We start from the raw sequence: 25,249 nt of genomic DNA, 5'->3' as shown, positions 1-25,249 counted from the left end.
GATGACCAATTTACTGTGGCAAAAACCCGGCGTGGCGGTGGACGCCAAGATCCAGAGCTTCCTGGCTGGCGACGACGTAATCCTGGACCGCGAGTTCTTCCTGCACGACATCGCTGCCAGCAAGGCGCATGCGCAGGGGCTGCAGCACATCGGCATTCTGTCGCTGCAGGAACTGGGCGGGCTGAGCAAACAGCTCGATCTGCTGGCCGATGATTTTCGCAGCGGCGCGTTCGTGCTCGATGAGCAGTACGAAGATTGCCATTCGGCCATCGAAGCGCGCTTGACCGAGCGGCTAGGCGATGCCGGCCGCAAGATTCACACCGGACGTAGCCGTAACGATCAAATCCTGGTTGCCACGCGCTTGTGGTTGAAGGAAAAACTGCAACGCGTCGCCGAGCTCAGCAGCGAGATCGCCAAGGTAGCGTTGGATCGCGCGCAAGCGGAAGCCGAGTTGCCAGTGCCGGGCTATACGCACATCCAGCGTGCGGTGGTGTCATCGGCTGGGATGTGGTGGGCGGGCTGGGCAGAAGCTTTTGTCGACAACGCCGTGCGTGCGACCGACACCTTGCAGCTTGTGGACAGCAATCCGCTCGGCACTGCAGCCGGCTATGGCGTGAATCTGCCGCTGGATCGCGCGCATACCACCGCCGAGCTGGGCTTTGCACGGCTGCAGGTATCGCCGATCTATGCGCAGCTCTCGCGCGGTAAATACGAATTGGCTGCGCTCGAAGCACTGGGCAGCGCTACGCTGGATTTGCGCCGCATCGCCTGGGATCTGTCGTTGTTCACCAGCGGCGAATTCGCGTTTGTTGCCTTGCCGGCGCAATACACCACCGGCAGTTCGATCATGCCGAACAAGCGCAACCCCGACGTGATCGAGCTGATGCGTGCGACCCACGCCAGCGTGGCGGCAGCGCGTACCGAGATCGAACAACTGCTATCGCTGCCCTCGGGTTATCACCGCGATCTGCAGAGCAGCAAGGGCGCAATCGTGCACGGATTCGGGCGTGGCCTGGCAGCTCTCGAATTGCTGCCTGCGCTGCTGGCCAATCTGGAGTGGCGCCCGGACAAACTGCGTGCGGCGATCGATTCGGGCATGTATGCCACCGATGTAGCCGTGGAAGCGGCCGTGGCTGGCGTGCCGTTCCGCGAGGCTTACAAGGCTGCAGCGGAAGCCTACGACACCGCAGGGCAGGGGCGCACGCCGGAAGGCAGTTTGGCGGCCCGTGTCTCGCCAGGCGCGGCTGCAGACCTGCAGCTGGACGTTTTGCATGCACGTTGGCAGGCGCTGCGCTGATGGCCGTGATCAGCACCGACACCGCAGAACACTATCTTTGGGGCGAAGCCTGCGAAGGTTGGCACCTGTTACGCGACCCGACGCTGAGCGTGCTCGAAGAGCGAATGCCACCGGGCGCTGCGGAGCTGCGTCATCGGCATAGTCGCGCGCGACATTTTTTCTACGTGCTGGCTGGTGAAGTGATGCTGCAATTGGACGGCGCAAAACATGTGTTGCGCGTCGGGCAGGGCCTGCACGTCCCTCCCGGCACCACCCATCAAATGCACAATCTGTCGGACGTGGAGGCGCGCTTTTTGGTGATCTACGCACCGCATGGTCGTGGCGAACGCATACCCGCTGCTGCGCGTGCGAAGGATGCAAGCTGATGGCCACGCGTTATCTGGTGCTGGCGATGCGCAAGCCGAACTTTCCGGCCGATGTGGTGCAGCCGCACATCGATTTTCTAGGCGAACTACATGCAGCCGGGCAGCTCGAACTCACCGGCGGTTTCAGCGATCGCAGCGGCGGCGCGTACGTGTTGAACAATGTCGCCAGTTTGGAAGAGGCGCAGCAAATCGTTGCGCGTGATCCGCTGGTGCTGCGCGACGCCTCGACGCTGACGGTCTACGAGTGGAACACGCATTGAGCACGTTGCCGACATGAGCACACCTGCCACCACACTGTCACCATTCACCGAGCAACCGCTGCCGCCGTGGCGACGCGCGGTGCTTAAGGTCGGCAGCAGTCTGTTAGCCGCAGATGGCGGTGGATTGTCGCCGCGGTTTGCGTTGGGGTTGGCGCAGTTCGTTTCGGCCAATCTGGCGGCGGGGCGTGAGCTGATGATCGTGTCGTCAGGTGCGGTGGCCGCAGGCCGCGCGATCCTGCCGAAAGCCGCCGAGGTCGGCGCGCCGATCGCCGCACGCCAAGCGCTGGCCGCGTTGGGTCAGGCGCAGTTGATCGCGTTGTGGCAGCGCTTTTTCGAGCGCCCGGTCGCGCAGGTGTTGCTCACCCACGACGACCTGCGCAACCGTCGGCGCTATCTCAATGCACGCGCCACCTTGGGCGAGTTGTTGCGGCTGGGCGCGCTGCCAGTCATCAACGAGAACGATACCGTGTCAGTGGATGAGCTCAAGCTGGGCGACAACGACAATCTCGCCGCGATCGTGGCCGCGTTGGTTGGTGCCGATGCGTTGTTCATTGCCACCGATATCGACGGGCTGTATAGCGCCGACCCACGTAGCAACCCGCTGGCGCGCCCGCTCGACGAGGTGCTCGAACTCACGGCCGAGGTGCTGGCGATGGCTGGCGGCAGCGGCAGCAGCGTGGGCACCGGCGGCATGCGCACCAAGCTGGAAGCTGCCGCAAAAGCAGGTGCGGCCGGCATCGAAACCTATCTGTTCAACGGGCGCAGTGGCGAAGTGGTGCGCGCCCTGGCGCAGGACCGTCTGCACGGCACACGCATCCACGCCGCACGCACGCGCATCGCTGCACGCAAGTACTGGCTGCGCCACGCACCGGTGGAACAGGGCGCGATCCTGGTCGATGGCGGCGCGGCCGCAGCGCTGATCGACAAAGGCGCCTCGCTGTTGCCCGGCGGTGTTGCTGGTGCGGAAGGCGACTTCCGGCGCGGCGATATGGTGGAGATTCGTCTACGCGATTGCGATGGTGAGCGCTGTCTGGCACGTGGCGTGAGCCAGTACTCGGCCCTGGACATCCGCCGCATCGCACGCCGTCACTCGCGCGAGATCGAAACCGTACTCGGCTACAGTTACGGCGAAAATGTCGTGCATCGCGATGATTTGGTGCTTTTGTAGCGGGGATTCGGGATTCGCAAGAGCATGTGCACTGCGGTCCCCGGCGCTGCTTTCGTTTCCCCAATCCCTGATTGCTTTGTGGCAGCAAAACGGTGCCGTATGCTTTTGCCCATGCCCACCTCCCGAATTCCGACCCTCAAATGACCATCAAAACTCTCGCCCTGCAATGCCGCGATGCCGCTCAGGTACTGTCGCAACTATCGTCCTCTGCCAAGCAGGCGTTACTCGATGCCATGGCGGCTGCGTTGGAACACGATGCCACGCTGATCCTGGATGCGAACGCGCGCGATCTGAATGCGGCGCGTGAGAAGGGTGTGGGCAGTGCGATGCTCGATCGCTTGGCGCTCGATCCCAAGCGCCTGGCCGGTATCGCCGCTGCACTGCGCGAGGTGGCACTGTTGCCGGATCCGGTGGGGCAGATCACGCGCGAGGACATCCGCCCCAACGGCATCCGCGTGCAAAAGATGCGTGTGCCGTTGGGCGTGATCGCGATGATTTACGAGGCGCGCCCCAACGTCACAGCCGATGCGGCAGCGCTGTGCATCAAGGCCGGCAACGGGGTGATCCTGCGTGGGGGGTCGGAGGCAATTGGTTCCAATACGGCGATCGCACGCGCATTGCAGCGTGCACTGCGCGAGGCCGATGTGCCGGAAGCTGCGCTGACGCTGGTCGAAGACCTGCGCCGTGAGACCATGTTGGAGTTGCTGCAGCTCAGCGACATCGTCGATCTGGCGATTCCGCGCGGTGGTGAAGGGCTGATCCGTTTTGTCGCCGAGCACGCACGCGTGCCGGTGATCAAGCACTACAAGGGCGTGTGCCATCTGTTTGTGGATGCATCGGCCGATGTGGAGCTGGCAGTACGCTTGCTGGTCGACGGCAAGGCGACGCGGCCGTCGGCGTGCAATTCGCTAGAGACCTTGCTGGTGCATGCGCACATCGCCGAGCGCTTTCTGCCGGTCGCCGCGCAAGCACTGCGCGAACGCAACGTCGAGCTGCGTGGCGATGCGGCAACGCGTACATTGCTTCCCGATGTCGCAGCCGCCAGCGATGACGATTACGCCGCCGAATTCCTGGACCTGATCCTGGCAGTCCGCATCGTTCCGGACCTGGATACCGCGCTGACGCATATCCGCCAATACGGTTCGGACCATACCGAAGTGATCGCCACCGAGGACGCTACCAACGCCGAGCAATTTGTGCACTCGCTGCGTTCGGCAGTGGTGATGGTAAACGCGTCTTCGCGTTTTTCCGATGGTGGCGAGCTCGGCCTGGGTGCGGAGATCGGCATCTCGACTACACGCCTGCATTCCTACGGCCCGATGGGGCTAGAAGCACTCACCGTGGAGCGCTTTGTAGTGCGTGGCGCGGGCCAGGTGCGGCACTGACATGCCGTCCTGCGTGCCAAGACTGATTCGACGCAGACGAACACGATTGGCCTACCAGGTGATCGCTTCGTCTTTGCTGTTGTCGCGACATATGTCTGCCGCCATATCGCCTACATCCAACGATTGAGAAGTGAGCCATGCAAGGGCAAACAGCCCTGCCGTGAGATCTTCCTGGCCGAGATGAAGCAGGTGGTGCCGTGGACGCAACTGCTTAGATTGATTGAGCCGCACTATCCCGTGTCGGGCCGTCCCGGGCGATAGCCCTACGCGTTGGCCACGATGTTGCGGATTCATTTGCAGCAGCAGTGGTATGCGCTGAGCGATCCGGCGATGGAAGAGCCTCTGCACGAGATTCCGACCTTGCGCCGTTTTGTTCAGCTCGGTGGCCTGGACACGGTTCCCGACGCGACCACGATTCTCAACGTCCGCCGCTTGCTGGAGACGCATAGTGTTGCCGGGCGGATGTTGGACGCTGTCGACGCGCATCTGGCGCGCAAGGGCCAGCACCTGCGGTCCAGCACGATTTCTCATCGACGCGCCCATCTCGACCAAGGCTGCAGATCACGCGCGCAACTCTGAAATGCATCAGACCAAGAAGGGCAATCGATGGTAGTTCGGCATGAAAGCGCACATTGGTATGGATGAGTTCTCCGGCTTGGTTCACGCCGTACACTGCACCGCAGCCAACGTGGCCGATGTTACGGTGACGCACGCGTTGCTGCACGGCAAGCAACACAGCGTGTTCGGCGAAAGCGGCGAAAGCGGTGCGAATAAACGCGAAGAATCGCAGGCTTGTAAGGCAGCGTTTTTCATTGCTACCAAGCGTGATGCTGGTTGAGTGTTCAGACCTTCCCTAGATAGTCGCCCCTGAAAAACCCCAACCACCCAACGACCGCAAGGCCTTGATGTCTTCACCGGCGTGCCAGAACTACCAGTGTTCGCTACGCTGAAGGCTGGTTTCTTGCAATTTCCGCCCATGCGTACACGCCGTCCTGCTGCCGAAGACAGACCCGCCGACGAGTTGTTTCGTTCGCGGCTGGAGAACCAGATCGATCTGCGTCATCCGCTGGCGCGGCTGAGCCAACGGATGCCGTGGACGGCGTTGGAGCAAGCACTTTCATCGCGCTTGCCGGCCACCCAGGCCGGTGGCGGTCGGCCGGCATTGCCGGTGCGGCTGATTGCCGGTTTGCTCTACCTCAAACACGCCTACGACCTGTCCGATGAAGCGGTGTGCGAGCGCTGGCTGGAGAATCCGTACTGGCAGTTCTTCACCGGTGAGGTCGTGTTCCAGACGCGCTTGCCGTGCGATGCCAGCTCGCTGACGCGCTGGCGGCAGCGCCTGGGTGAGGCCGGGATGGAAGAGCTGCTGGCGCACACCATCAACGCCGCGCATGCGATGCAGGCGGTGGACGCACGCGAGTTGTCGCGGGTGATCGTGGACACCACGGTGCAGGAAAAGGCGATCGCCTATCCGACCGACAGCCGTTTGCTGGAGGTGGCACGCAAGAAGCTGGTGTTACTGGCCAAGCGGCACGGCATCGGATTGCGGCAGAGCTACGCGCGGCAAGGCCCGGCCCTGAGCCGCAAGGCAGGTCGGTATGCGCATGCGCGCCAGTTCAAGCGGATGCGGCGCGTGCTGCGACGTCAACGCACAGTGCTGGGACGGCTCGTGCGCGACATCCAACGCAAACTCGATCAGGTAAACACCGGCGTGCGCGAGCGCATCGCTGTCTGGCTGGAACGTGCGCAACGGCTGTACACGCAGCGTCCGAAGGACAAACAAAAACTCTACGCATTGCATGCCCCGGAAGTGGAATGCATCGGCAAGGGCAAGGCGCGTCAAGCGTACGAATTCGGCGTCAAGGTCGGCATTGCAGTCACCGCCTGCAAGGGATTGGTCGTGGGTGCGCGCAGCTTCCCGGGCAACCCGTACGACGGCGATACCTTGGCCGAGCAGCTGGAGCAGACACGCGGGTTGCTGCAGGATGTGAGCGTAGAACCGACGGTGGCGATCGTGGACCTGGGCGATCGCGGGCGCGAGGTCGATGGCGTGCAGGTCCTGCATCGCGGCAAGGCCAAGACGCTGACGCGACGGCAATGGCGCTGGATCAAGCGACGGCAGGCGGTGGAGCCGGTGATCGGACATCTGAAAAACGACTGCAGGTTGCGTCGCTGCAGGCTGAAAGGTGCCCAAGGCGATGCGCTGCACGTGCTCGGCTGCGCCGCCGGCTACAACCTGCGTTGGCTGCTGCGCTGGATCGCGTTTTTGCGTGCCTGGATGCGGGCGATGGGATGGTCATCCTTGAGTGCCGTGCCGCTGTCACCGACGGCACTTGGCGCTTGAAGGGGATTTTTCAGAGACGACTAGATAGCATTCTTCTACGCCGCTGTAGCCGGAAACGACCCAGAAGATTTCGCCACCACGAACGCTCGCCCATTGCCTCGCGCGCCCTGGTCGCCTTGGTCTGGATTGGATGACGCGTCGCGCGCACTATAGGGCTAGGCCGTTCGGGGCAGTGCACTTTTACTGTCGACTTCGGTTGGCGCGTTTGTCTTTTTGAAGAGTTAAGGGGAATTCAATGGATCAGGCGTTAGGCACAGAAGAAGTTTCATCCCTCAGGGGAGCCGGCGCCCTGCGTGACAAGATCGAAAAGGCTAGGCTTGAGCTCTTGGACTTGTCGACGCGCAACTGGCTTCTTCATACGCCTCGCAGCGGCCGCGCTAAAACCATCGAAGTCGTCAATGAATTGGCCAAGGCGATGTATCAGACCTTGGTGATCGAAGGCAAGCGGTTCACCTTCATCCCAGGCAAGCAAGACCCTATCAAGCAGGGAGTGGATGAAGGCTTGGCGCCGATCGATTCGCTGTCTGACGACGAAGACTACCTTGCGGACGATAGTAAGGATCCAAGACTTGTTGAGCAGCCTGATTTCGAGTTGGACGAGGAGGGGCGCGTCCTGAGCCATTGGGACGCCAACCTGTCGACCCGGCTGACTTCAACAGGTCTTCAAAAGCGGCTGCTGGATCTCTACGCAGATGCGCGGACGCGTCAAGAAGAGCAGTGATACGCCCAGGGTTCCGTAGACACTCAAGACCCTCGTTGCGCGTAGCGCCGCTCGAACTCTACAGGGGACAGGTCGCCAGTTGAACCGTGGCGGCGGTTGGGGTTGTAGAACATCTCGATGTAGTCGAATACCTCGGCGCGAGCGGCGTCCTTGGTGGAATAGGTCCGCCGCCTGATCCGCTCGCGTTTGAGCAGTCCGAAGAAGCTCTCCATGGGTGCGTTGTCGTGGCAGTTGCCACGCCGACTCATGCTGCACACCAAGCCATGGGACGCCAGGAAACTGCGCCAGTCATCGCTGGTGTAGACAGACCCTTGGTCCGAATGAACCAAGCAACCAGCGTTGGGTTTGCGCCGCCACACCGCAGACAACAAGGCCTGCACGACCAACTCGGTGTCGGCCCGATCGCGCATCGCCCAGCCGACGACCTGCCGGGAAAACAGATCGATCACAACAGCCAGGTACATCCAGCCTTCATGCGTGCGGATGAAGGTGAAATCGCTCGCCCAGGCTGTGTCCGGCTCAGTCACGTCGAACTGTCGGTCAAGCAGGTTGGCCGCCGCCTTGCACTGCATTCCTCCATGGAAGCGCAGTTTGCGACCATAGCCCACCTGGGCACGCAGTCCCTCGGTGCGCATCAGCCGATGCACCCGATGGCGACTGCAACGCTCACCCAGATCGCGCAGATCCCTGGTGATCTTGCGATGCCCATAGACACTGCCGCTGGCCAGCCAATGGTGCTTGATCAGTCCAAGCAAGCGCTCATCTTCCTTGGCGCGCTCACTGTTGGGCGAGCACAACCAGGCGTAATAGCCCGACCGGTTGACCCGCAATACCCGGCACATCGCACACACCCTGAATTCCCCACAGTGGGCTTACATGAAGGCGTACTTTGCCCTTACCCCTTGGCAAAGTACGCGGCGGCCTTTTTTAGCATGTCGCGCTCCTCGGTCACTCGACGCAACTCTGCCTTCAGCCGCCGAACCTCGGCGCTCTGGTCCACCTCGGCGCGCTGCACCACGCCAGGCTTGCCGAACTTGCGCAGCCAGGCGTAGAGGCTGTGCGTGGTGACACCCAGTCGCTCCGCGACTTCTGCTACCTTGAAACCACGATCGGTCACTTGCCGGACCGCCTCGATCTTGAATTCATCCGTATACCGCTTGCTGCTCATAGACACCTCCGAATTGACCATTTTCCATGGCCTTGAGATGTCTAGGAAACTCTGGGCGTATCAAAATCATCCGCTGGCCGGCAGCAACTGCCGGCGCGCCATCCACAGATTTGGATAGCGCAAACAACCTCAGCACCTGCGCGGTGTTCCTGACCAAACCGCGATGCGGACCTTGGTGTAGCCAAACTGCCGTTTGATGACCCGGAACTGATGCTTCACCTTCGCACGCACACTTGCCTTGACATGTTCCCAACGTTCTTCCCAACGACGCTGGCGCTTGTTGCTGATGGCTTGAATCGAACCGTGGCGATCGTGGACCTGGGCTATCGCGGGCGCGAAGTCGATGGCGTGCAGGTCCTGCATTGCGGCAAGGCCAAGACGCTGACGCGACGGCAATGGCGCTGGATCAAGCGACGGCAGGCGGTGGAGCCGGTGATCGGACATCTGAAAGACGACTGCAGGTTGCGTCGCTGCAGGCTGAAAGGTGCCCAAGGCGATGCGCTGCACGTGCTCGGCTGCGCGGCCGGCTACAACCTGCGCTGGCTGCTGCGCTGGATCGCGTTTTTGCGTGCCTGGATGCGGGCGATGGGATGGTCATCCTTGAGTGCCGTGCCGCTGTCACCGACGGCACTTGGCGCTTGAAGGGGATTTTTCAGGGACGACGCATTAGCGAGATCAGCGCACGCTTGCGCAGTTGATTTCGTCGACCGCGCATTGCATTCGCAACGTGCGCATTCACCGCAGTACGCTCATCTCATCATAAGCCGACACTTTAGCCACGGATGTCGCCGTGTACATCAACAGACACTCAAATACGCCGCGGTATGCTGGTAGTTTGGACGCAGACAGCGCTCCATACACCAGTGCCCAGCCCTCGTCTCTCGCACCCGAGGCCTCCATGTCCGGGCCGCTGTCCCCAGCGCCACGTTCCCCCGGCAGCCGCCGCAAGCTCGTTTTGCAGTCAGAGGATCCAGACATCCAGAGGATGTTGCAGCTTATCGGCAAAAGATACCCTGACAGATTCGACGAGTTCGCCGAGCTGGGTAAGCGAACGGGACTCGTCAGGGAACTCAGCCCCGAGCAATACAATGTGCAACCGAGCCTGACGAGCACGCCCAAAGAGTCTTCTTCCGAATCCAATCAGAAGGGAGCGAGTCAACACTCCGCCCCCAGGCAAAAGGCGAAGACCTACGCGAAACGGATCATCGCACTTGCTAGCCGCGTCGGTAATCTCGCGACGTTCCTCAAAAAGTCATCAGCCAAGGGCCTGGCCGGCCCGACGTCCGACGTCCCCCCGCCCTGAGTAGCGGCCGGGTTTAGAGTCCGGGCCTGATGATATCGGTGTTTGCCAGATGTTGGGCATAAGCGGCCGGCGTCATGCCGCCGATTGCTTTCTTGGGTCGGTCCTCGTTGTATTCACGTCGCCAGCGTTCGATCTCGGTGCGTGCATGCAGCAACGTCGGGAACCAGTGTTCGTTGAGGCATTCGTCGCGTAGTCGGCCGTTGAACGATTCGACGTAGGCGTTCTGGTTCGGTTTGCCCGGCTGGATGAGCCGTAGCTGCACACCACGGGCGTGCGCCCAGGCGACCATCGCCCTGCCGCAAAACTCCTTGCCGTTGTGCCCCGAGGGCAGGCTTCGCGCTCGGTGCGGATCACCTGCGGCAAACCGCGACTGTGTGCCAGTCGGTCCAGCACGCGCGCAACGCCGTGTCCCGAGATCGCGCGCTCCACGTCGATGGCGACCGCTTCGTGGGTTGCGTAGTCCACGATCACCAGACACTTGATCACCCGGCCTTCGGCGGTGCGGTCGAACACGAAGTCCATCGACCACACCTGGTTGGCCTGCGATGGCCGCAGCAGCGGTTGACGCTCGCCCACCGGTACTTTTTTGCGCTTGGCGGCGCCGGACCTGCAACTGCTGTTCGCGGTACAACCGCTCCACGCGCTTGTAGTTCACGACGCGTCCTTCCTGACGAAGTTTGAGATAGATCATCCCCACGCCATAGCGGCGATGGCGATGCGCCAGCGCAAGAATGCGCTCGCGTAGCTCAACGTTGCGGTCTTCGCGCGGGCAGTAGCGCAGCGCACTGGCGCTCATGCCGATCGCCGCCAAGGCGCGACGCTCGCTGGCACCGCACCCGATCCACTCGCGCACCAGCGCACGACGCGCGGGTGCGCTCACCACTTTTTTCGCAGTGCATCCTTGATCAGGTCGTTTTCGAACAGCTGCTCGGCCAACAACTTCTTCAGCCGCGCGTTTTCGGACTCAAGGTCCTTGAGTCGCTTGGCATCGGGCACGCTCATCCCGCCGAACTTGCTGCGCCACAGGGAGTACGAGGCCTCACTGAAGCCATGGCGCCGGCACAGGTCTTTGATCGCCACGCCTGCTTCGGCTTCGCGCAGGAAGCCAATGATCTGCTCTTCGGTAAAGCGCTTCTTCACGTCCAATCTCCTCGGGGTAGGGAATTGGACTCCAAACTGAGGCGCTACTCAAAATTGGGGGGACGTCGGTCCTCTTTCAGCTTCGCAAGCCGCTCCTTCTGCGATGTCACGATGCGCTCAAGGCGTGCAATTTCCTGTCGTCGTGTCGCACTCATTTCTGTGGATGCGCGGCGGCCGCGTCGAGGTGCCGTCGTGGCGGCGTTTTCCGTGGCGAGAGTTGTCTGGTCCATGAGTCGATCATGGCGAATGATTTGCGGAAATGCAATCCTATAGAATTAGTCATAGTAGTTAAGAGTAATGCTATGGCTTGGCCGCCATGTCACTGGCTGTCTTTGGGCGCATGAGAATTGTTTAAGGGTGCGCCATCCAAGATCTTCCATGTAAAGAATAGATTTTTAAGTATCCGTAATGCGGACAGGAGCGGGGCATGCCGCCACTGGGGTGTCATGACGACTTCGGCCTGATTACCTTCTGGATTTCGCCGTTACCACGGAAAATCAATTTTCTGTGGCCGCAGTGACTTGCGCCACGCGCACATTTGGTGCCAAATATCGCGATGTTGATCTCTCTCTCTTGCCAACGGCAAGAGCGCAGGCATCGCTGCGCGATGCCTGCGCTAGGGGCTCCGCCCCTTGATCCCGCAAGCGGCGTGTTGACCGTGCACGTCGAGGTACACAGAACCGATCGAGGTGACGCCATGTACCGGTGTGAGCTGAACTACATCTCCCGCAGTGGCGGCAAGAAAAGCAGGCCGGATGCGGCCACTCGCGCCGAGCACCAGTTCAGCGTCACGGCGGCCATTGCTTACCGCACCGGCAGCATGATCACGGATCATCGGACTGGTGTCGTGCACGACTATCGTCGCAAACAGCGCGTCGAGCACACCGAAATCGTGGTCCCGACTATGGCGCCCGCATGGGCTCGGCATCGCGAAACCCTCTGGAATGCGGTCGAGGCAGCCGAATCTCGGAAGGATGCGCGGCTGGCCAACGAATTCATCTTGTGCCTGCCTTACGGGATGAGTCTGGAGCGGGAGATCGCAATGGTTCGGGAGTTTGCGCAGGCCGTCATGGAGCGGTATGGGGTTGCTATCGAGTTCGCCATTCACGAAGACGACACAAGGCGCTGGGATGGCAGCGAGAAGCTCTCAGGCGGGCGCCATGCTCATGTTCTGATGAGCACGCGGATGCTGACGGCCGGTGGCTTCAGCAAAGGACAAGGCGCGTGAGTTTACTGGTCTGAAGGACGGGCCCAAGACGCTGGAATTCTGGTGTCGGAAATGGGCCGAGATCGGCAATCGGCGCATGACGGCAGCCGGGCTCTCCGAACAATGGGATCATCGAGCCATACAGGTGCAGCGGCAGGATGCGGAAGCGCGTGGCGAACACCTGAAAGTCGTCGAACTTGACCGGCTTCCTGGGGTGCACTTGGGTGCGGTCGCGACTGCTTTCGAGCGGCGCGGGATCGGAACTTTTCTGGGCGACCTGAATCGGGCCATCGCTGCCGAAAATCGGTCCCGACGGCTGGCGCGTCAACGCCGTGGCGTCGAGGCTTCCATCGCGGAATTCGAGGCGCGTCTGGATGCGCTGCGGGAGAAGCCAGCACCCGGGCCAGCGCCGGTGGCGAAGAGGCGTGGGAAAGACGATCTGCGGTGGCCAGAGTATGAGGCGGAAATTCGACGACTGGGCAACGAGTTCGGTGTGGACCCGCGGCTCCTGGAACTAACGTTGCACCAGCGAATCGAGGAACAATTCGTTGTACTGGCGGATGCGATGGCGTCCCAAGGCGGTGTCACCGAGTTGGCCCGACGCATGGTGGAAGGCATCGTCGAGCAGGAACGGCTTGAGAGTGCAACTGCAATCGGAACAACGCTGGATGATCGCCCAGCGGATGATGTCGACATTCCGAGCGCGAACTTGGAGCCATGATGGCGCTACGGTGGTTTTACGGTGATGGGGCCGGTGCACCGTGATGGCGCCAAGGTGCCGGAAGAGTGGGGTCATGGTGTTTGGATGGTGTCGTAACGGGCGGTTGGGTGGCGGATCAACCACTTTGCCGCCACCATGTCGCCCCGGTTGCGCCATCGTCTTGCCACGGTGCCAACACGCTCACGCCAGCGTTAGGCCACCCTTTCGACCACATGGCGTCACTTGAGGGAACGCTTGCGGGTTCGCTTAGCAGCAGGAGCAGCCAATAGCTCCTCGGGCATGAAGTTGGGCATGTTCTCGCAGACCCAGACCAGCGACTCGTCCAGGTCGATCAAGTCCTCGGCAGACGGCGTGGATGCTTTAGCTGGGCGTCCGCGCTCTTTGGCGGGCTTGGGGTGACCTGCCTTCTCTAAAGCGCGTGTCAGGACGCCTATGGCGTCCCAGAGCCGCTCGGGGTCTTCGGGCTCGACGCCTGACGAAAGCGCCTTTGCTGCCAGCCCGAGATACTCCGCCAGTCGGCCGAGATGGTGGCGCTGCAGCAGCTCAGCAAGCTGCTGATCCCGCTCCGCAATCCACTGCCGGAATTCTTCCTTCTCCTCACGTGTGAGAACCGCTTTCAGCTCGCGCGGCAGATCGCGGGCGAAGCGGTCAACCGTCCCGAGCTGAACCAGCCGCGACTTGCCCTGCTTGGCGTCGTAGACCGAGCGGCGCAGGGCAACGGTGCGGCCTTGCCGCAGGCGACCTTGTTTGTCGCGGAAGGTCTGGAGGCGAATGTGCATGCGAAATGTATCGGGCTCAGTGAAGGATTGCCGTGTCGGGAGCAGTCAAACTCCTTTCAACTCTGGCTTTGAGCCGGCTGGTCGTGGCGGCACTGCGTAGTCCTTCACAACAACCCCATCGGAAGAACTGGCGTTCACCATTGTTGCTTTCACCCAAACTGTTTTGCTTTCAAGTCGGCGCAGATGGCCGCGTCGGAGATGCATTCGTGGGCTGGCGTGACTTCCTCCCTCCCCAGTGCCGCCCGTTCGACGTTCCTCCGTAAGTTGCAGAACCTTGTAGGTGAAGAAGGGCTGTTTGCCCTTGGCTTCACGCTTTTTGTTGATCATCTTAGGCCTAGGAAGCTCGGCTGTTGTGACGTTCGAGCAGTTGATAACACTGCATGCCTGAATCATGAAAAGCTCTTCATCCTGTGCGTCTAGATGAATTTCCGCATATGCTCGTTCGCGATTTCCATGATGGGCCATCGCAAGTCTGGCTTCAAAGAGTTCCGGTTGCAGAAAGAAGGGCTCGCTCCGGAACCGCTTGCTCTTGTTTGTGGCGCGCCCCACTTCGATGAGGGCTTCGTTGACGATTCCGCTTGCCGGTAGAAGCTCGCTTGTTCCGTATTCGCGAAGCTCGTTCTTGTAGGGATGGAAGCTGCCGCCCATGCCAAGATTCCACTTGCTATCGATTGGCGTCCAGTAGAGAGGAACAATAAATGCACCTCCGTCGGGGAACCGCTGCAGAATGTCGTTAAGGCCCGGTAGCAGCTCGTAAGCGGGGTGGGGCTCCCAGCACAAGGCAATACGTCGCGTAGCGTGATGCTGTTGGAATCCGGCAAGGTCGGGCAGTGGCGGCAGGCCGCTTTCTTGCTCGTAAGAAACTTCGAAGGCAACGCAGGAAAAGGGCAAGCGAGCGAGGTCGAGGTGCGCTTGCCGCAGTTCGTCGGGGGCGACGAGGTTGCACTGATTAGGAAGGATGAACTTGACGCTGGTCCTTAACAACTCGATCACGCGAAGCATGACGTGAGAGGTCTGCGGTGCAGTGTGTCGCAACTGTGCAGACCATGACTTGAGGTCCTCGATGGCGTGGGCGCAGTAGTTGAGTGGCTGGACGCGGTCATGCTGCATGGTGGCTATTATTGAGTCCTGGGTTTTGCTTGACGGTACTGTCGTTTGTCGCCTGTCCGCTGTCCATTAGGATCGACATCGACGCACACACGGTCGCCGCAGATGACGGCATCCGAGGCGTAGTAGGCTTGGAGGACAGGGATAGCGTTCTCGTAGCGCTGGAGCTCTTCCTTGACGGTGGAGAGTTCGCGGCGGTAGTAGCCCAACACGGCCCAGCCGACGAGAAGAACGAGCAGCAGGATCGCGCCGGCGGCACCGAACCACATCCACACGGTCTTATTGGCTTTTTGCAACTGCGCAGACGTGGCCGATACGTCGCGGTCGTACCGTGCCGCAATCGGCGCTACCGCATCCTTGGCCTCTTTGGCGATCTGGGAGCTGGCTCCTCCGACAATGCCGTCCACCCGGCGATGTACCTGGGCGACCTCGCCCTGCAATGCCTGCATTCGCTGGTCGAAGGCGGCTTGCATACGAGCCTCGCGCTGCTCGAACTTGGCCATCAACGCGGATTGCAGCTTGAGCGTGTTTTGAAGCGATGTCAGTAGGGCGGGGAGTTCTTGCTCGTTAGACATGGGCGTTCCGATGCCTGTTGGTGATCACATTCTCATTACAGGGCCCTGCTGTCGGGCCATTTCTTGCTGCTGGAGCTCTTCTCGCTGCTGAGCTGCAACCAGGTCGCGCCCCCATTGCTCGAACGATTGCACCTGAGGGGACTGCTCGATCTGTGCGGATACGCGTGAAATTGCAGCCTCGTCATTGGCGAACAGTGCTGCGGCCAGCTTGTCGAGATCAGGGTCACCGGTAGTGAATGCTTGCGGGTTCTCCCTGGCCTGCACCTATTCCCAGTTGGGCAGATCGGCGCCGGGAGCAGGGAGCTGAATGTCGTTGCGGTGATTGCGGTCATCCTCGATCATCCGTCGACGCTCTTGATCGTCTTGGCGTGGTTGGTCTGCTTGCGGATGCGCGTCGCCGTTACCAGGGCCGTTCGGCGCGCCCTGTTGTAATGCATCTGGAACTTGCGCTTGGCGTGGCGGTCTCTGCTCGATGTTTTCTAGAAAAAGGATGACCATCCCATCGCCCGCATCCAGGCACGCAAAAACACGATCCAGCGCAGCAGCCAACGCAGGTTGTAGCCGGCCGCGCAGCCGAGCACGTGCAGCGCATCGCCTTGGGCACCTTTCAGCCTGCAGCGACGCAACCTGCAGTCGTCTTTCAGATGTCCGATCACCGGCTCCACCGCCTGCCGTCGCTTGATCCAGCGCCATTGCCGTCGCGTCAGCGTCTTGGCCTTGCCGCGATGCAGGACCTGCACGCCATCGACCTCGCGCCCGCGATCGCCCAGGTCCACGATCGCCACCGTCGGTTCTACGCTCACATCCTGCAGCAACACGCGTGTCTGCTCCAGCTGCTCGGCCAAGGTATCGCCGTCGTACGGGTTGCCCGGGAAGCTGCGCGCACCCACGACCAATCCCTTGCAGGCGGTGACTGCAATGCCGACCTTGACGCCAAATTCGTAAGCTTGACGCGCCTTGCCCTTGCCGATGCATTCCACTTCCGGGGCATGCAATGCGTAGAGTTTTTGTTTGTCCTTCGGACGCTGCGTGTACAGCCGTTGCGCACGTTCCAGCCAGACAGCGATGCGCTCGCGCACGCCGGTGTTTACCTGATCGAGTTTGCGTTGGATGTCGCGCATGAGCCGTCCCAGCACTGTGCGTTGACGTCGCAGGATGCGCCACATCCGCTTGAACTGGCGCGCATGCGCATACCGACCTGCCTTGCGGCTCAGGGCCGGGCCTTGCCGCGCGTAGCTCTGCCGCAATCCGATGCCGTGCCGCTTGGCCAGTAACACCAGCTTCTTGCGTGCCACCTCCAGCAAACGGCTGTCGGTCGGATAGGCGATCGCCTTTTCCTGCACCGTAGTGTCCACGATCACCCGCGACAACTCGCGTGCGTCCACCGCTTGCATCGCATGCGCGGCGTTGATGGTGTGCGCCAGCAGCTCTTCCATCCCGGCCTCACCCAGGCGCTGCCGCCAGCGCGTCAGCGAGCTGGCATCGCTCGGCAAGCGCGTCTGGAACACGACCTCACCGGTGAAGAACTGCCAGTACGGATTCTCCAGCCAGCGCTCGCACACCGCTTCATCGGACAGGTCGTAGGCGTGTTTGAGGTAGAACAAACCGGCAATCAGCCGCACCGGCAATGCCGGCCGACCGCCACCGGCCTGGGTGGCCGGCAAGCGCGATGAAAGTGCTTGCTCCAACGCCGTCCACGGCATCCGTTGGCTCAGCCGCGCCAGCGGATGACGCAGATCGATCTGGTTCTCCAGCCGCGAACGAAACAACTCGTCGGCGGGTCTGTCTTCGGCAGCAGGACGGCGTGTACGCATGGGCGCAAATTGCAAGAAACCAGCCTTCAGCGTAGCGAACACTGGTAGTTCTGGCACGCCGGTGCAGACATCAAGGCCTTGCGGTCGTTGGGTGGTTGGGGTTTTTCAGGGGCGACTAAAAAGGCCAACTCCCAGGAGCCGGCCTTTTTCTCATCCATTCAACTTGATCAGGCCTTAGCGAACGCCAGCAGATCCTTGTTGAACTGATCGGCGTGGGTCACGGTCAGGCCATGCGGCGCACCGGCATAAATCTTCAGTTCGGCGTTCTTGATGATCTTGGCCGACAGCTTGCCCGATGCATCGATCGGCACGATCTGGTCGTCATCGCCATGCACCACCAGTGCCGGCACATCGATCTTCTTCAAGTCGGCGGTGTAGTCGACTTCGGAGAATTGCTTGATGCAGTCGTACTGGCCCTTGTGACCGCCGAGCATGCCCTGCAGCCAGAACGCATAGCGCATGCCCTGGGTCACGGTGTTGCCATCACGATTGGCGCCGAAGAATGCTGTGGTCAGGTCGTGATAGAACTGCGAACGGTCCTTGGCCACGCCATCGCGAATGCCGTCGAACACGCTCAGCGGCAGGCCGCCCGGATTGGTCGGGCTCTTGACCATTTGCGGCGGTACCGCCCCGACCAGCACCACCTTGGCCACCCGCTTGCTGCCGTGGCGGCCGACGTAATGCGCCACTTCACCTCCACCGGTGGAATGGCCGACCAGGATCGCGTCCTTCAGGTCCAGTTTCTCGATCACCGCAGCCAGATCGTCGGCATAGGTGTCCATATCGTTGCCGTCCCAGGTCTGCGACGAGCGGCCATGGCTGCGGCGGTCATGCGCAATCACGCGGAAGCCGTGTTGGCCCATGAACAGCATCTGCACATCCCAGGCATCGGCGCTGAGCGGCCAACCGTGCGAGAACACGACCGGCTGGCCCTTGCTCCAGTCCTTGTAAAAAATGTTGGCGCCATCGGGGCGGGTGACGAAATTGGACATCGGGTTGACTCCGTTATTGGTCGGGTGGGGCAGTGTATTGGGCGGTACGCGCGTGGCCGCGACGGCACTGGCAAAGTTAAGGGCGACAACGCTGCCACGGCTGCCGTGCCGGAGATGAGAAAGCGGCGGCGTCCGGCGTCGGCCGGATGCGCTACGCAGATCGCGTATCACTGCAACGCGGTACCCCACAGCAGCTTCACATTCAAACCGACGATTACTGCCGCGATCACCCAGGCGAGGCGCAACAGCCACGCCGGTGCCACCAACGCGCCCATCAACTGACGATCGGACACAAAACGCAACAGCGGAATCACCGCAAACGGCAACTGCATCGACAGCACCACCTGGCTAAGCACCAACAGCCGTGCAGTGCCGGCCTCGCCATACAGCCAGGTCACGATCACCACCGGCACGATGGCGATGCCGCGGGTCAGCAAGCGGCGCACCCACGGTGGCAACCGCAGTTGCAGAAAGCCTTCCATCACGATCTGCCCGGCCAGCGTGGCGGTCACGGTGGAATTGACACCGGAGGCGAGCAGGGCGACCGCAAACAGGGTCGAGGCCAGGCCAGCGCCCAGCATCGGCGCCAGCAACGCATGCGCCTGCTCGATCTCCTGCACATCGGTACGGCCCTGCGCATGGAATGCCGCCGCCGCCAGGATCAGGATCGATGCGTTGATGAACAACGCAAACATCAACGCCACGGTGCTGTCGGCGACGGCCCAGCGCAGCGCCGACTTGCGGCCGACATCGGTACGCGGATACGCACGCGTCTGCACGATCGACGAATGCAGGTACAGGTTATGCGGCATCACCGTCGCACCGATGATGCCGATCGCCAGATATAGCGCCTGCGGGTCTGTGAACACTTGCGCACGTGGAATGAAGCCCCCCAACACCGCCGCAATCGGCGGTGCGGCCAGCGCGATCTGGATGCCGAAGCACACGAAGATGATCAGCAGCAGGGCCATCACGAAAGCTTCCAGCGCACGGAAGCCGCGATTCATCAGCAGCAGTACAAGCACCACATCCACGGCGGTGATGATCGCGCCCATGGTCAGCGGGATGCCGAACAACAGCTTCAGCGCAATCGCGGTGCCGATCACTTCGGCCAGGTCGCAGGCGACGATGGCCAGCTCGCACACTCCCCACAGTGCCAGATTCACGCTGCGTGGATAGCGTGCGCGGCAGGCCTGCGCCAGATCCATACCGGTGGCGACGCCCAGCCGCGCCGACAAGCCCTGCAGGACGATCGCCATCCCGTTGGACAGCAAAATCACCGAAAGCAGCAGATAACCGAACTGCGAGCCGCCGGCCAGATCGGTGGCCCAGTTGCCCGGATCCATATAACCGACCGACACCATGTAGCCCGGCCCCACGAACGTCAGCAATTTGAACCACCAATGGCCGCTCTTGGGCACCACAACGCTGGCGTGATGATCGCCCAGGCCACCGTTGGTGGAAGCTGGCGAACGCGCGGAAGCAATGGTTTCGGCGGACATACGGCGTGGGTCAGGCATGGATTTAGCGGATCATATAGCAATTGCTATTCTATTGAGCATTGGAAATCTCAATCGTCTTGATCGGCTGCGTGCCTCAAACTACCCATCCCGGCACTGAGGCCGGACGTGATGACGAGGACGTGGTGTGGGCAAGAGCGAAAAGCTGGAGGCGGTCGCGCCGGTCCTGATCGATGCGCAGGCGCATATGGAGAGCTTCCGTCAGGTGCGCGAAGCGCGCCGCGCCGAGCTGGTCGAGGACTATGTGGAGCTGATCTCCGATCTGCTGGCCGACGGCGGCGAGGCGCGCCAGGTCGATATCGCCGCGCGTCTGGGCGTGGCCCAGCCCACCGTGGCCAAGATGCTCAAGCGGCTGGTGCGCGATGGCTGGGTGGTGCAGCGCCCGTACCGCGGCGTGTTCCTGACCCCGGCCGGCGAGGCACTGGCCGCATCCAGCCGCCAACGCCATCAGATCGTCGAACGCTTTCTGCTCGCCCTGGGCATTGACGAGGCCACCGCGCGCCGCGATGCCGAGGGCATCGAACATCATGTCAGTGAAGCGACCGTCGCCGCGTTTGCCGCCTTCCTTGGTCGCCAGGGCGGCAGCGCCGCGTGAGCACGCAACTGGAAGCCCCGGCCGATGTTGCGCGGTCGTTGGCCGACCGGCGATGGATGCAGCATGCCCTGCAACTGGCCGAACGTGCCGAGCGCGACTATGATGAGATCCCGGTCGGTGCCCTGCTGATCGATGCCGATAGCACCGTGCTGGGCGAGGGCTGGAACTTCAACATCGCCAGCCACGATCCCAGCGCACATGCCGAGATCATGGCCATGCGCGAAGGCGGCCGCCGCTTGGCCAACCATCGGCTGATCGACTGCACGCTATATGTCACCCTGGAGCCGTGCGCGATGTGCGCCATGGCGATGATCCATGCACGCATCGCGCGGGTGGTATTTGCTGCCAGCGACCCCAAGACCGGCGCTTGCGGCAGCGTGTTCGATCTGTTGGCCGACCCGCGCCACAACCATCGCGTGCAGGTCAGCGGCGGCGTACTGGCCGCTGAGGCCAGCCTGCGGCTGACCAATTACTTCAGGGCCAAGCGTGGCAAGCCGCCACTCGCGCCCTGAGCGGCGCGGCCGCGGTATGATGCGCGCCCTTCAGCATCTGGCCGGCGACGGCCCTTCACAGGACGGCGATATGGCAGACACCTTTACAGGCAACGACCGACTGATCTGGATCGATCTGGAAATGACTGGTCTGGATACCGATCGCGATTCCATCATCGAGATCGCCACCATCGTGACCGATGCGCAGTTGAACGTGCTTGCCGAGGGACCGGAACTGGCCATCGCCCACCCGCTGGCAACGCTGGAAGCGATGGACGAATGGAATCGCAATCAGCATCGCCGTTCGGGTCTGTGGCAGCGCGTGCTCGACAGTCGGGTCACCCACGCTCAAGCCGAGGCGCAGACGGTCACGTTCCTGGGCGAGTGGATCCGCGCCGGCGCCTCGCCAATGTGCGGCAACTCGATCTGCCAGGACCGCCGCTTTCTACACCGCCAGATGTCGCGCCTGGAGCGCTACTTCCACTACCGCAACCTGGACGTTTCCACCCTCAAAGAGTTGGCGCGACGCTGGGCGCCGACGGTGGCCAACGGTTTCGCCAAAAGTTCGGCACACACTGCGCTGAGCGATGTGCGCGATTCGATCGACGAGCTGCGCCACTACCGGCAGTTCATGGGTGCGCTGGGTGGCGATACGCAGGCTGACGTGCACAGCTGAGCCTTACCCATCGCTTGGCTGAATACCGTTGACGTGTCGCGAGCGCTGAGTTGCGAAGTGCGTGTGCGTCAGGCGGCTCGATTGAGGGCGGCGCGCCAGACACCGTGCGGTTTTAGCAAATTCAACAAAAAGGCCGCATCACTCGATGTGGCCTTTTTGCTTTTCGCCATGACGCTATTAGCACATCAACGCGCCAGCGACGGTCCCTTGGTCAAATCGCCATCGTCTGTGATGCCTCTCAACAACAGCTCCGACATCGGCTTGCCGTCGGCATCGTGGTGATACACATGCAGATCGCGCTGCGGATAAGGAATATTGAGCCCATTCTCCAGCAGCTGATTGCGGATCTTTTCCAGCGTAGTGCTCTTGGCCGCGCCGAAATTGCCGTTGGTCGCATACGCAAACAACATCAGATCCACCGTGCTTTCGCCCAGGTTGGTGACCTGCACGAACGGTGCCGGCGAATCTAGAACGTTCGGATTCTCCTTGGCGATCTGCAACAACAACTGCTGGGCTTTTTTCAGATCGTCTTCATAGCCCACGCCCACGGCCACTTCCAGGCGCCGGTTGGGCAGGGTGCTGTAATTGACGATCGGGGTGGTGGTGATCGTGCTGTTGGGCAGTGTGATCATGCGTTCGTCGAACGAGCGAAGCCGGGTCTGGAAGATCCGTATCTCGTCCACGATGCCTTCCTGGCCGGCAATCACGACATGGTCGCCATCGCGCATCGGCCGCAGCACGATCAGCATCACGCCTGCGGCAATGTTGGATAGCGAATCCTTCAACGCCAGACCAACGGCCAGGCCTGCCGCACCGAGTACGGCGATCAGCGAGGTCGGCGGTATGCCGATCTGGATCAACGCGCTCACGAACACCAACACCAGCAACAACGCGTACAGCACGTTACGCAGGAAGTTGGTCAGCGTGATCTCGATGCGGGCGCGGGTAAGGGCACGGTGCAACCACTGGCTCAGTTGCTTGGCGAGCCACATGCCCGCCACCACGATCAGCAGCGCGAGCCCCCAATCGAGGGCGTAATGCGCCCACGGGATGTTCGCCCAGTTGAACGCCGGCTCTGCGGCCTTGGCCGCCGCCGGCTTCGCAACGACTGCTCCGGCAGTCGCCGCCAACACTGTACCAATCATGCCATCAGCTTTCGCTCTTGAGCTTGGCCAGACGCAACCAGGTGTCGACCACGGTGTCGGGATTCAACGACAGTGATTCGATACCTTCCTGCATCAGCCATTCGGCCAGTTCCGGATGATCCGACGGCCCCTGGCCGCAGATGCCGACGTACTTGCCCTTGGCACGCGCCGACTTGATCGCCATCGACAGCAGTTTTTTGACCGCCGGATTCCGCTCGTCGAACAGATGCGCCACGATCGACGAATCGCGATCCAGGCCCAGCGTCAGCTGGGTCAGATCGTTGGAGCCGATCGAAAAACCATCGAAGATTTCCAGGAACTCGTCTGCCAGCAATGCGTTGGACGGCAGCTCGCACATCATGATGATCTTGAGGCCGTTCTCGCCTTGCTTGAGCCCGTTCTGCTCCAGCACCTCGATCACCTTGAGGCCTTCTTCCAGCGTCCGCACGAACGGAATCATGACCCAGAGGTTGTTCAAGCCCATTTCGTTGCGCACCTTCAACACCGCCTTGCATTCCAGCGAAAACGCCTTGGTGAAGGACGGATCGACATAACGGCTGGCGCCACGAAAGCCGATCATCGGGTTCTCTTCATGCGGTTCGTAACGCGAGCCGCCGATCAGGTTGGCGTACTCGTTCGACTTGAAGTCCGACAAGCGCACGATCACCGTATTCGGCGCCACCGATGCGGTCAGCGTGGCGATGCCTTCGGCCAGACGGTTGACGTAGAAGCTCACCGGATCGCCATAACCGGCAATCTTGGCGTCGATCTTCTTGCGCACGTCGGCGTCCTGCTTGTCGTATTCCAGCAGCGCATTGGGATGGATGCCGATATGCGCGGCAATGATCATTTCCAGGCGCGCCAGACCAATACCAGCGTTGGGCAGTTGACCGAAGTCGAATGCGCGCTCCGGGTTGGCCACATTCATCATGATCTTGAGCGGCGCAGGCGGCATGTTACCCAGATCGGTGGTGATGCGCTCGAACGGCAGCAGACCGTCGTAGATGAAGCCGGTATCGCCTTCGGCACAGCTCACCGTCACTTCCTGGCCGTCGCTGAGCACATCGGTGGCGTTACCCGAACCGACCACGGCCGGCACGCCGAGCTCACGCGCGATGATCGCCGCGTGGCAGGTACGGCCGCCACGGTTGGTGACGATTGCCGAAGCGCGTTTCATCACCGGCTCCCAATCGGGGTCGGTCATGTCGGCGATCAGCACGTCGCCGGCCTGCACGCGGTTCATGTCCTCCAGCGAGCGCACCACGCGCGCCACGCCGCTGCCGATCTTGGCACCCACCGCGCGTCCTTCGACCAGGATTTTGGCGCCCTTGGCTTCCAGAGAAAAACGCTCGATCTGGGTAGCGTGGCTGCGCGATTTCACCGTTTCCGGGCGCGCCTGCACGATGAACAGCTTGCCGCTGACACCGTCTTTCGCCCACTCGATGTCCATCGGGCGGCCGTAATGCTTTTCGATCACCAGCGCCTGCCTGGAAAGCTCCTGCACGTCTTCGTCGCTGATCGAGAAGGTGCTGCGCAGTTCGACCGGTGTGTCTTCGATGCGCACGCGCTCGCCGGGCACATCCGAGTAAACCATGCGGATCGCTTTGCTGCCGAGCGAGCGGCGCAGGATCGCCGGCTTGCCTGCAGTGAGCGTGGGCTTGTAGACGTAGAACTCGTCCGGGTTGACCGCGCCCTGCACGACCATTTCGCCCAGACCGAAGCTCGAGGTGACGAACACCACATCACGAAAGCCCGACTCGGTGTCCAGTGTAAACAGCACGCCGGCGGCTCCAACCCCCGAGCGCACCATCAACTGCACGCCGGCCGACAGGAACACGTCTTCGTGCTTGAAGCCGTGATGCACGCGATACGCAATTGCGCGATCGTTGTAGAGGCTGGCGAACACTTCCTTGACCTTGTGCACGACATCGTCGGCGCCGGTCACATTGAGGAAGGTTTCCTGCTGACCTGCGAACGAGGCGTCCGGCAGATCTTCAGCGGTTGCCGACGAACGTACTGCTACCGCCACTTCGCCGCCCCCGTTTTCCGCGCATAGCTGTTCGTATGCAGTGCGGATGTCGCGGTCCAATTCTGGTTGCAGCGGTGCATCGATCACCCAGCCGCGAATCTCCTTGCCGGCGATGGTGAGAGCGTTGACGTCTTCGACGTCAAGCGTTGCGAGCTTGTCGAAGATGCGCTTGGACAGACTGTTGTGCGCGATGAAGTCCTTGAAAGCTTCCGCAGTGGTCGCATATCCACCGGGAACCGAAACGCCCAACCCGGCCAACTTGCCAATCATCTCGCCAAGCGAGGAATTTTTACCGCCTACGCGGGCCAGATCGACCAGGCGTAGCTCATGCAACCACAGGATATTCTCGTTCAAGCGCGATGCTCCGTGAGGCCATCGCCCGAGCGGGCTGGATGGCCGCGTCCGTAGGAAGAAGCCGCTATGATGCAGTGCACAGCGGAACCTGCA

General features: G+C 61.7%; 22 protein-coding genes and 6 pseudogenes. 15 read left to right on the top strand and 13 right to left on the bottom strand.

What is annotated here, in order from left to right; genetic code table 11:
• Position 1 precedes the first annotated feature (1 nt).
• The 8 genes and pseudogenes from PD885_RS12470 to PD885_RS12435 form a co-directional block, all read left to right on the top strand.
• Complete coding sequence (locus PD885_RS12470) at positions 2-1,297, top strand: argininosuccinate lyase (protein ID WP_002802333.1); 1,296 nt, start codon at positions 2-4, stop codon at positions 1,295-1,297.
• On the top strand, positions 1,297-1,662 hold the full coding sequence (locus PD885_RS12465; protein WP_040761992.1) for a cupin domain-containing protein: 366 nt from the start codon (positions 1,297-1,299) through the stop codon (positions 1,660-1,662). Before PD885_RS12470 ends, PD885_RS12465 begins: the two co-directional genes overlap by 1 nt.
• Positions 1,662-1,922 (top strand): YciI family protein, encoded by a 261-nt coding sequence (locus PD885_RS12460; RefSeq protein WP_002802331.1) that lies wholly within the window; start codon positions 1,662-1,664, stop codon positions 1,920-1,922. Before PD885_RS12465 ends, PD885_RS12460 begins: the two co-directional genes overlap by 1 nt.
• A 13-nt stretch (positions 1,923-1,935) precedes the next feature.
• The gene (gene proB / locus PD885_RS12455; protein WP_002802330.1) at positions 1,936-3,090 is read left to right on the top strand and encodes a glutamate 5-kinase; all 1,155 of its coding nucleotides are present in this window, start codon (positions 1,936-1,938) and stop codon (positions 3,088-3,090) included.
• Positions 3,091-3,230: 140 nt separating this feature from the next.
• A complete protein-coding gene (locus tag PD885_RS12450) occupies positions 3,231-4,475 on the top strand; it encodes a glutamate-5-semialdehyde dehydrogenase (RefSeq protein ID WP_002802328.1) in 1,245 nt (414 codons plus the stop codon).
• A gap of 105 nt (positions 4,476-4,580) precedes the next feature.
• Positions 4,581-5,301, top strand: a pseudogene (locus PD885_RS12445) (IS5 family transposase); the annotation flags it as partial.
• A gap of 150 nt (positions 5,302-5,451) precedes the next feature.
• Positions 5,452-6,819 (top strand): IS5 family transposase, encoded by a 1,368-nt coding sequence (locus tag PD885_RS12440; protein WP_065975321.1) that lies wholly within the window; start codon positions 5,452-5,454, stop codon positions 6,817-6,819.
• Between the two features lie 235 nt (positions 6,820-7,054).
• Positions 7,055-7,537 (top strand): annotated as a pseudogene (locus PD885_RS12435) (DUF4011 domain-containing protein); the annotation flags it as partial.
• A 26-nt stretch (positions 7,538-7,563) separates the two neighbouring features.
• Here the strand turns inward: PD885_RS12435 and PD885_RS12430 are convergent.
• Together PD885_RS12430 and PD885_RS12425 are read right to left on the bottom strand one after the other, a co-directional pair.
• Positions 7,564-8,708 (bottom strand): annotated as a pseudogene (locus PD885_RS12430) (IS3 family transposase).
• 66 nt (positions 8,709-8,774) lie between these two features.
• A pseudogene (locus PD885_RS12425) lies at positions 8,775-9,017 on the bottom strand (IS5/IS1182 family transposase); the annotation flags it as partial.
• On the opposite strand from PD885_RS12425, the pseudogene PD885_RS20800 reads away from it, so the two are divergent.
• Positions 9,012-9,350 (top strand): annotated as a pseudogene (locus PD885_RS20800) (transposase); the annotation flags it as partial. The pseudogenes PD885_RS12425 and PD885_RS20800 overlap by 6 nt on opposite strands.
• Positions 9,351-9,606: 256 nt before the next feature.
• Entirely contained in the window at positions 9,607-10,011 is a 405-nt protein-coding gene (locus tag PD885_RS12415; protein WP_145954104.1) for a hypothetical protein, read from the top strand.
• A 13-nt stretch (positions 10,012-10,024) separates the two neighbouring features.
• Here PD885_RS12415 and PD885_RS12410 read toward each other — a convergent pair.
• Positions 10,025-11,151, bottom strand: a pseudogene (locus PD885_RS12410) (IS3 family transposase).
• Positions 11,152-11,848: 697 nt separating this feature from the next.
• Between PD885_RS12410 and PD885_RS12405 the strand changes: the two are divergent.
• Both PD885_RS12405 and PD885_RS12400 read left to right on the top strand, forming a co-directional pair.
• A complete protein-coding gene (locus tag PD885_RS12405) occupies positions 11,849-12,379 on the top strand; it encodes a MobA/MobL family protein (RefSeq protein ID WP_159087629.1) in 531 nt (176 codons plus the stop codon).
• Positions 12,351-13,079 (top strand): hypothetical protein, encoded by a 729-nt coding sequence (locus tag PD885_RS12400; protein WP_002802298.1) that lies wholly within the window; start codon positions 12,351-12,353, stop codon positions 13,077-13,079. The genes PD885_RS12405 and PD885_RS12400 overlap by 29 nt, the downstream gene beginning before the upstream one ends.
• Positions 13,080-13,297: 218 nt before the next feature.
• On the opposite strand, the gene PD885_RS12395 is transcribed toward PD885_RS12400, so the two are convergent.
• From PD885_RS12395 to PD885_RS12360, 8 genes are all read right to left on the bottom strand, one after another.
• Positions 13,298-13,858 carry a hypothetical protein gene (locus PD885_RS12395; RefSeq protein ID WP_002802297.1) on the bottom strand — a complete coding sequence of 187 codons (561 nt, stop codon included), beginning with the start codon at positions 13,856-13,858 and terminating at the stop codon, positions 13,298-13,300.
• A gap of 45 nt (positions 13,859-13,903) precedes the next feature.
• Complete coding sequence (locus PD885_RS12390) at positions 13,904-14,968, bottom strand: hypothetical protein (RefSeq protein ID WP_002802296.1); 1,065 nt, start codon at positions 14,966-14,968, stop codon at positions 13,904-13,906.
• Positions 14,969-14,976: 8 nt separating this feature from the next.
• Positions 14,977-15,540: a hypothetical protein gene (locus PD885_RS22085; RefSeq protein ID WP_002802295.1), complete on the bottom strand. Its 564-nt coding sequence runs from the start codon at positions 15,538-15,540 to the stop codon at positions 14,977-14,979.
• 24 nt (positions 15,541-15,564) lie between these two features.
• Positions 15,565-15,804: a hypothetical protein gene (locus PD885_RS12380; RefSeq protein ID WP_002802294.1), complete on the bottom strand. Its 240-nt coding sequence runs from the start codon at positions 15,802-15,804 to the stop codon at positions 15,565-15,567.
• The gene (locus tag PD885_RS12375) at positions 15,805-16,038 is read right to left on the bottom strand and encodes a hypothetical protein (protein WP_002802293.1); all 234 of its coding nucleotides are present in this window, start codon (positions 16,036-16,038) and stop codon (positions 15,805-15,807) included.
• The gene (locus PD885_RS12370) at positions 16,020-17,354 is read right to left on the bottom strand and encodes an IS5 family transposase (protein WP_088057129.1); all 1,335 of its coding nucleotides are present in this window, start codon (positions 17,352-17,354) and stop codon (positions 16,020-16,022) included. The genes PD885_RS12375 and PD885_RS12370 overlap by 19 nt, the downstream gene beginning before the upstream one ends.
• A gap of 167 nt (positions 17,355-17,521) precedes the next feature.
• A complete protein-coding gene (locus PD885_RS12365; protein ID WP_002802285.1) occupies positions 17,522-18,346 on the bottom strand; it encodes an alpha/beta fold hydrolase in 825 nt (274 codons plus the stop codon).
• Between the two features lie 167 nt (positions 18,347-18,513).
• Positions 18,514-19,848 carry an Nramp family divalent metal transporter gene (locus PD885_RS12360; protein WP_002802284.1) on the bottom strand — a complete coding sequence of 445 codons (1,335 nt, stop codon included), beginning with the start codon at positions 19,846-19,848 and terminating at the stop codon, positions 18,514-18,516.
• A 145-nt stretch (positions 19,849-19,993) separates the two neighbouring features.
• Here PD885_RS12360 and mntR point away from each other — a divergent pair, with 145 nt between their 5' ends.
• From mntR to orn, 3 genes are all read left to right on the top strand, one after another.
• Positions 19,994-20,461, top strand: a complete 468-nt coding sequence (gene mntR / locus PD885_RS12355; RefSeq protein ID WP_002802282.1) for a manganese-binding transcriptional regulator MntR — start codon at positions 19,994-19,996, stop codon at positions 20,459-20,461.
• A 56-nt stretch (positions 20,462-20,517) separates the two neighbouring features.
• A complete protein-coding gene (gene tadA / locus PD885_RS12350) occupies positions 20,518-20,973 on the top strand; it encodes a tRNA adenosine(34) deaminase TadA (RefSeq protein ID WP_108772783.1) in 456 nt (151 codons plus the stop codon).
• Positions 20,974-21,043: 70 nt separating this feature from the next.
• Positions 21,044-21,628 (top strand): oligoribonuclease, encoded by a 585-nt coding sequence (orn, locus tag PD885_RS12345; protein WP_040761962.1) that lies wholly within the window; start codon positions 21,044-21,046, stop codon positions 21,626-21,628.
• A 185-nt stretch (positions 21,629-21,813) separates the two neighbouring features.
• On the opposite strand, the gene PD885_RS12340 is transcribed toward orn, so the two are convergent.
• Positions 21,814-22,773: a mechanosensitive ion channel family protein gene (locus tag PD885_RS12340; protein WP_002802277.1), complete on the bottom strand. Its 960-nt coding sequence runs from the start codon at positions 22,771-22,773 to the stop codon at positions 21,814-21,816.
• A gap of 4 nt (positions 22,774-22,777) precedes the next feature.
• Positions 22,778-25,156, bottom strand: a complete 2,379-nt coding sequence (ppsA, locus tag PD885_RS12335; RefSeq protein ID WP_002802276.1) for a phosphoenolpyruvate synthase — start codon at positions 25,154-25,156, stop codon at positions 22,778-22,780.
• Positions 25,157-25,249 lie beyond the last annotated feature (93 nt).

The organism is Xanthomonas fragariae (assembly GCF_900183975.1).
Taxonomy (GTDB): domain Bacteria; phylum Pseudomonadota; class Gammaproteobacteria; order Xanthomonadales; family Xanthomonadaceae; genus Xanthomonas; species Xanthomonas fragariae.
This window is presented reverse-complemented; position numbering and strand designations above follow the sequence as displayed.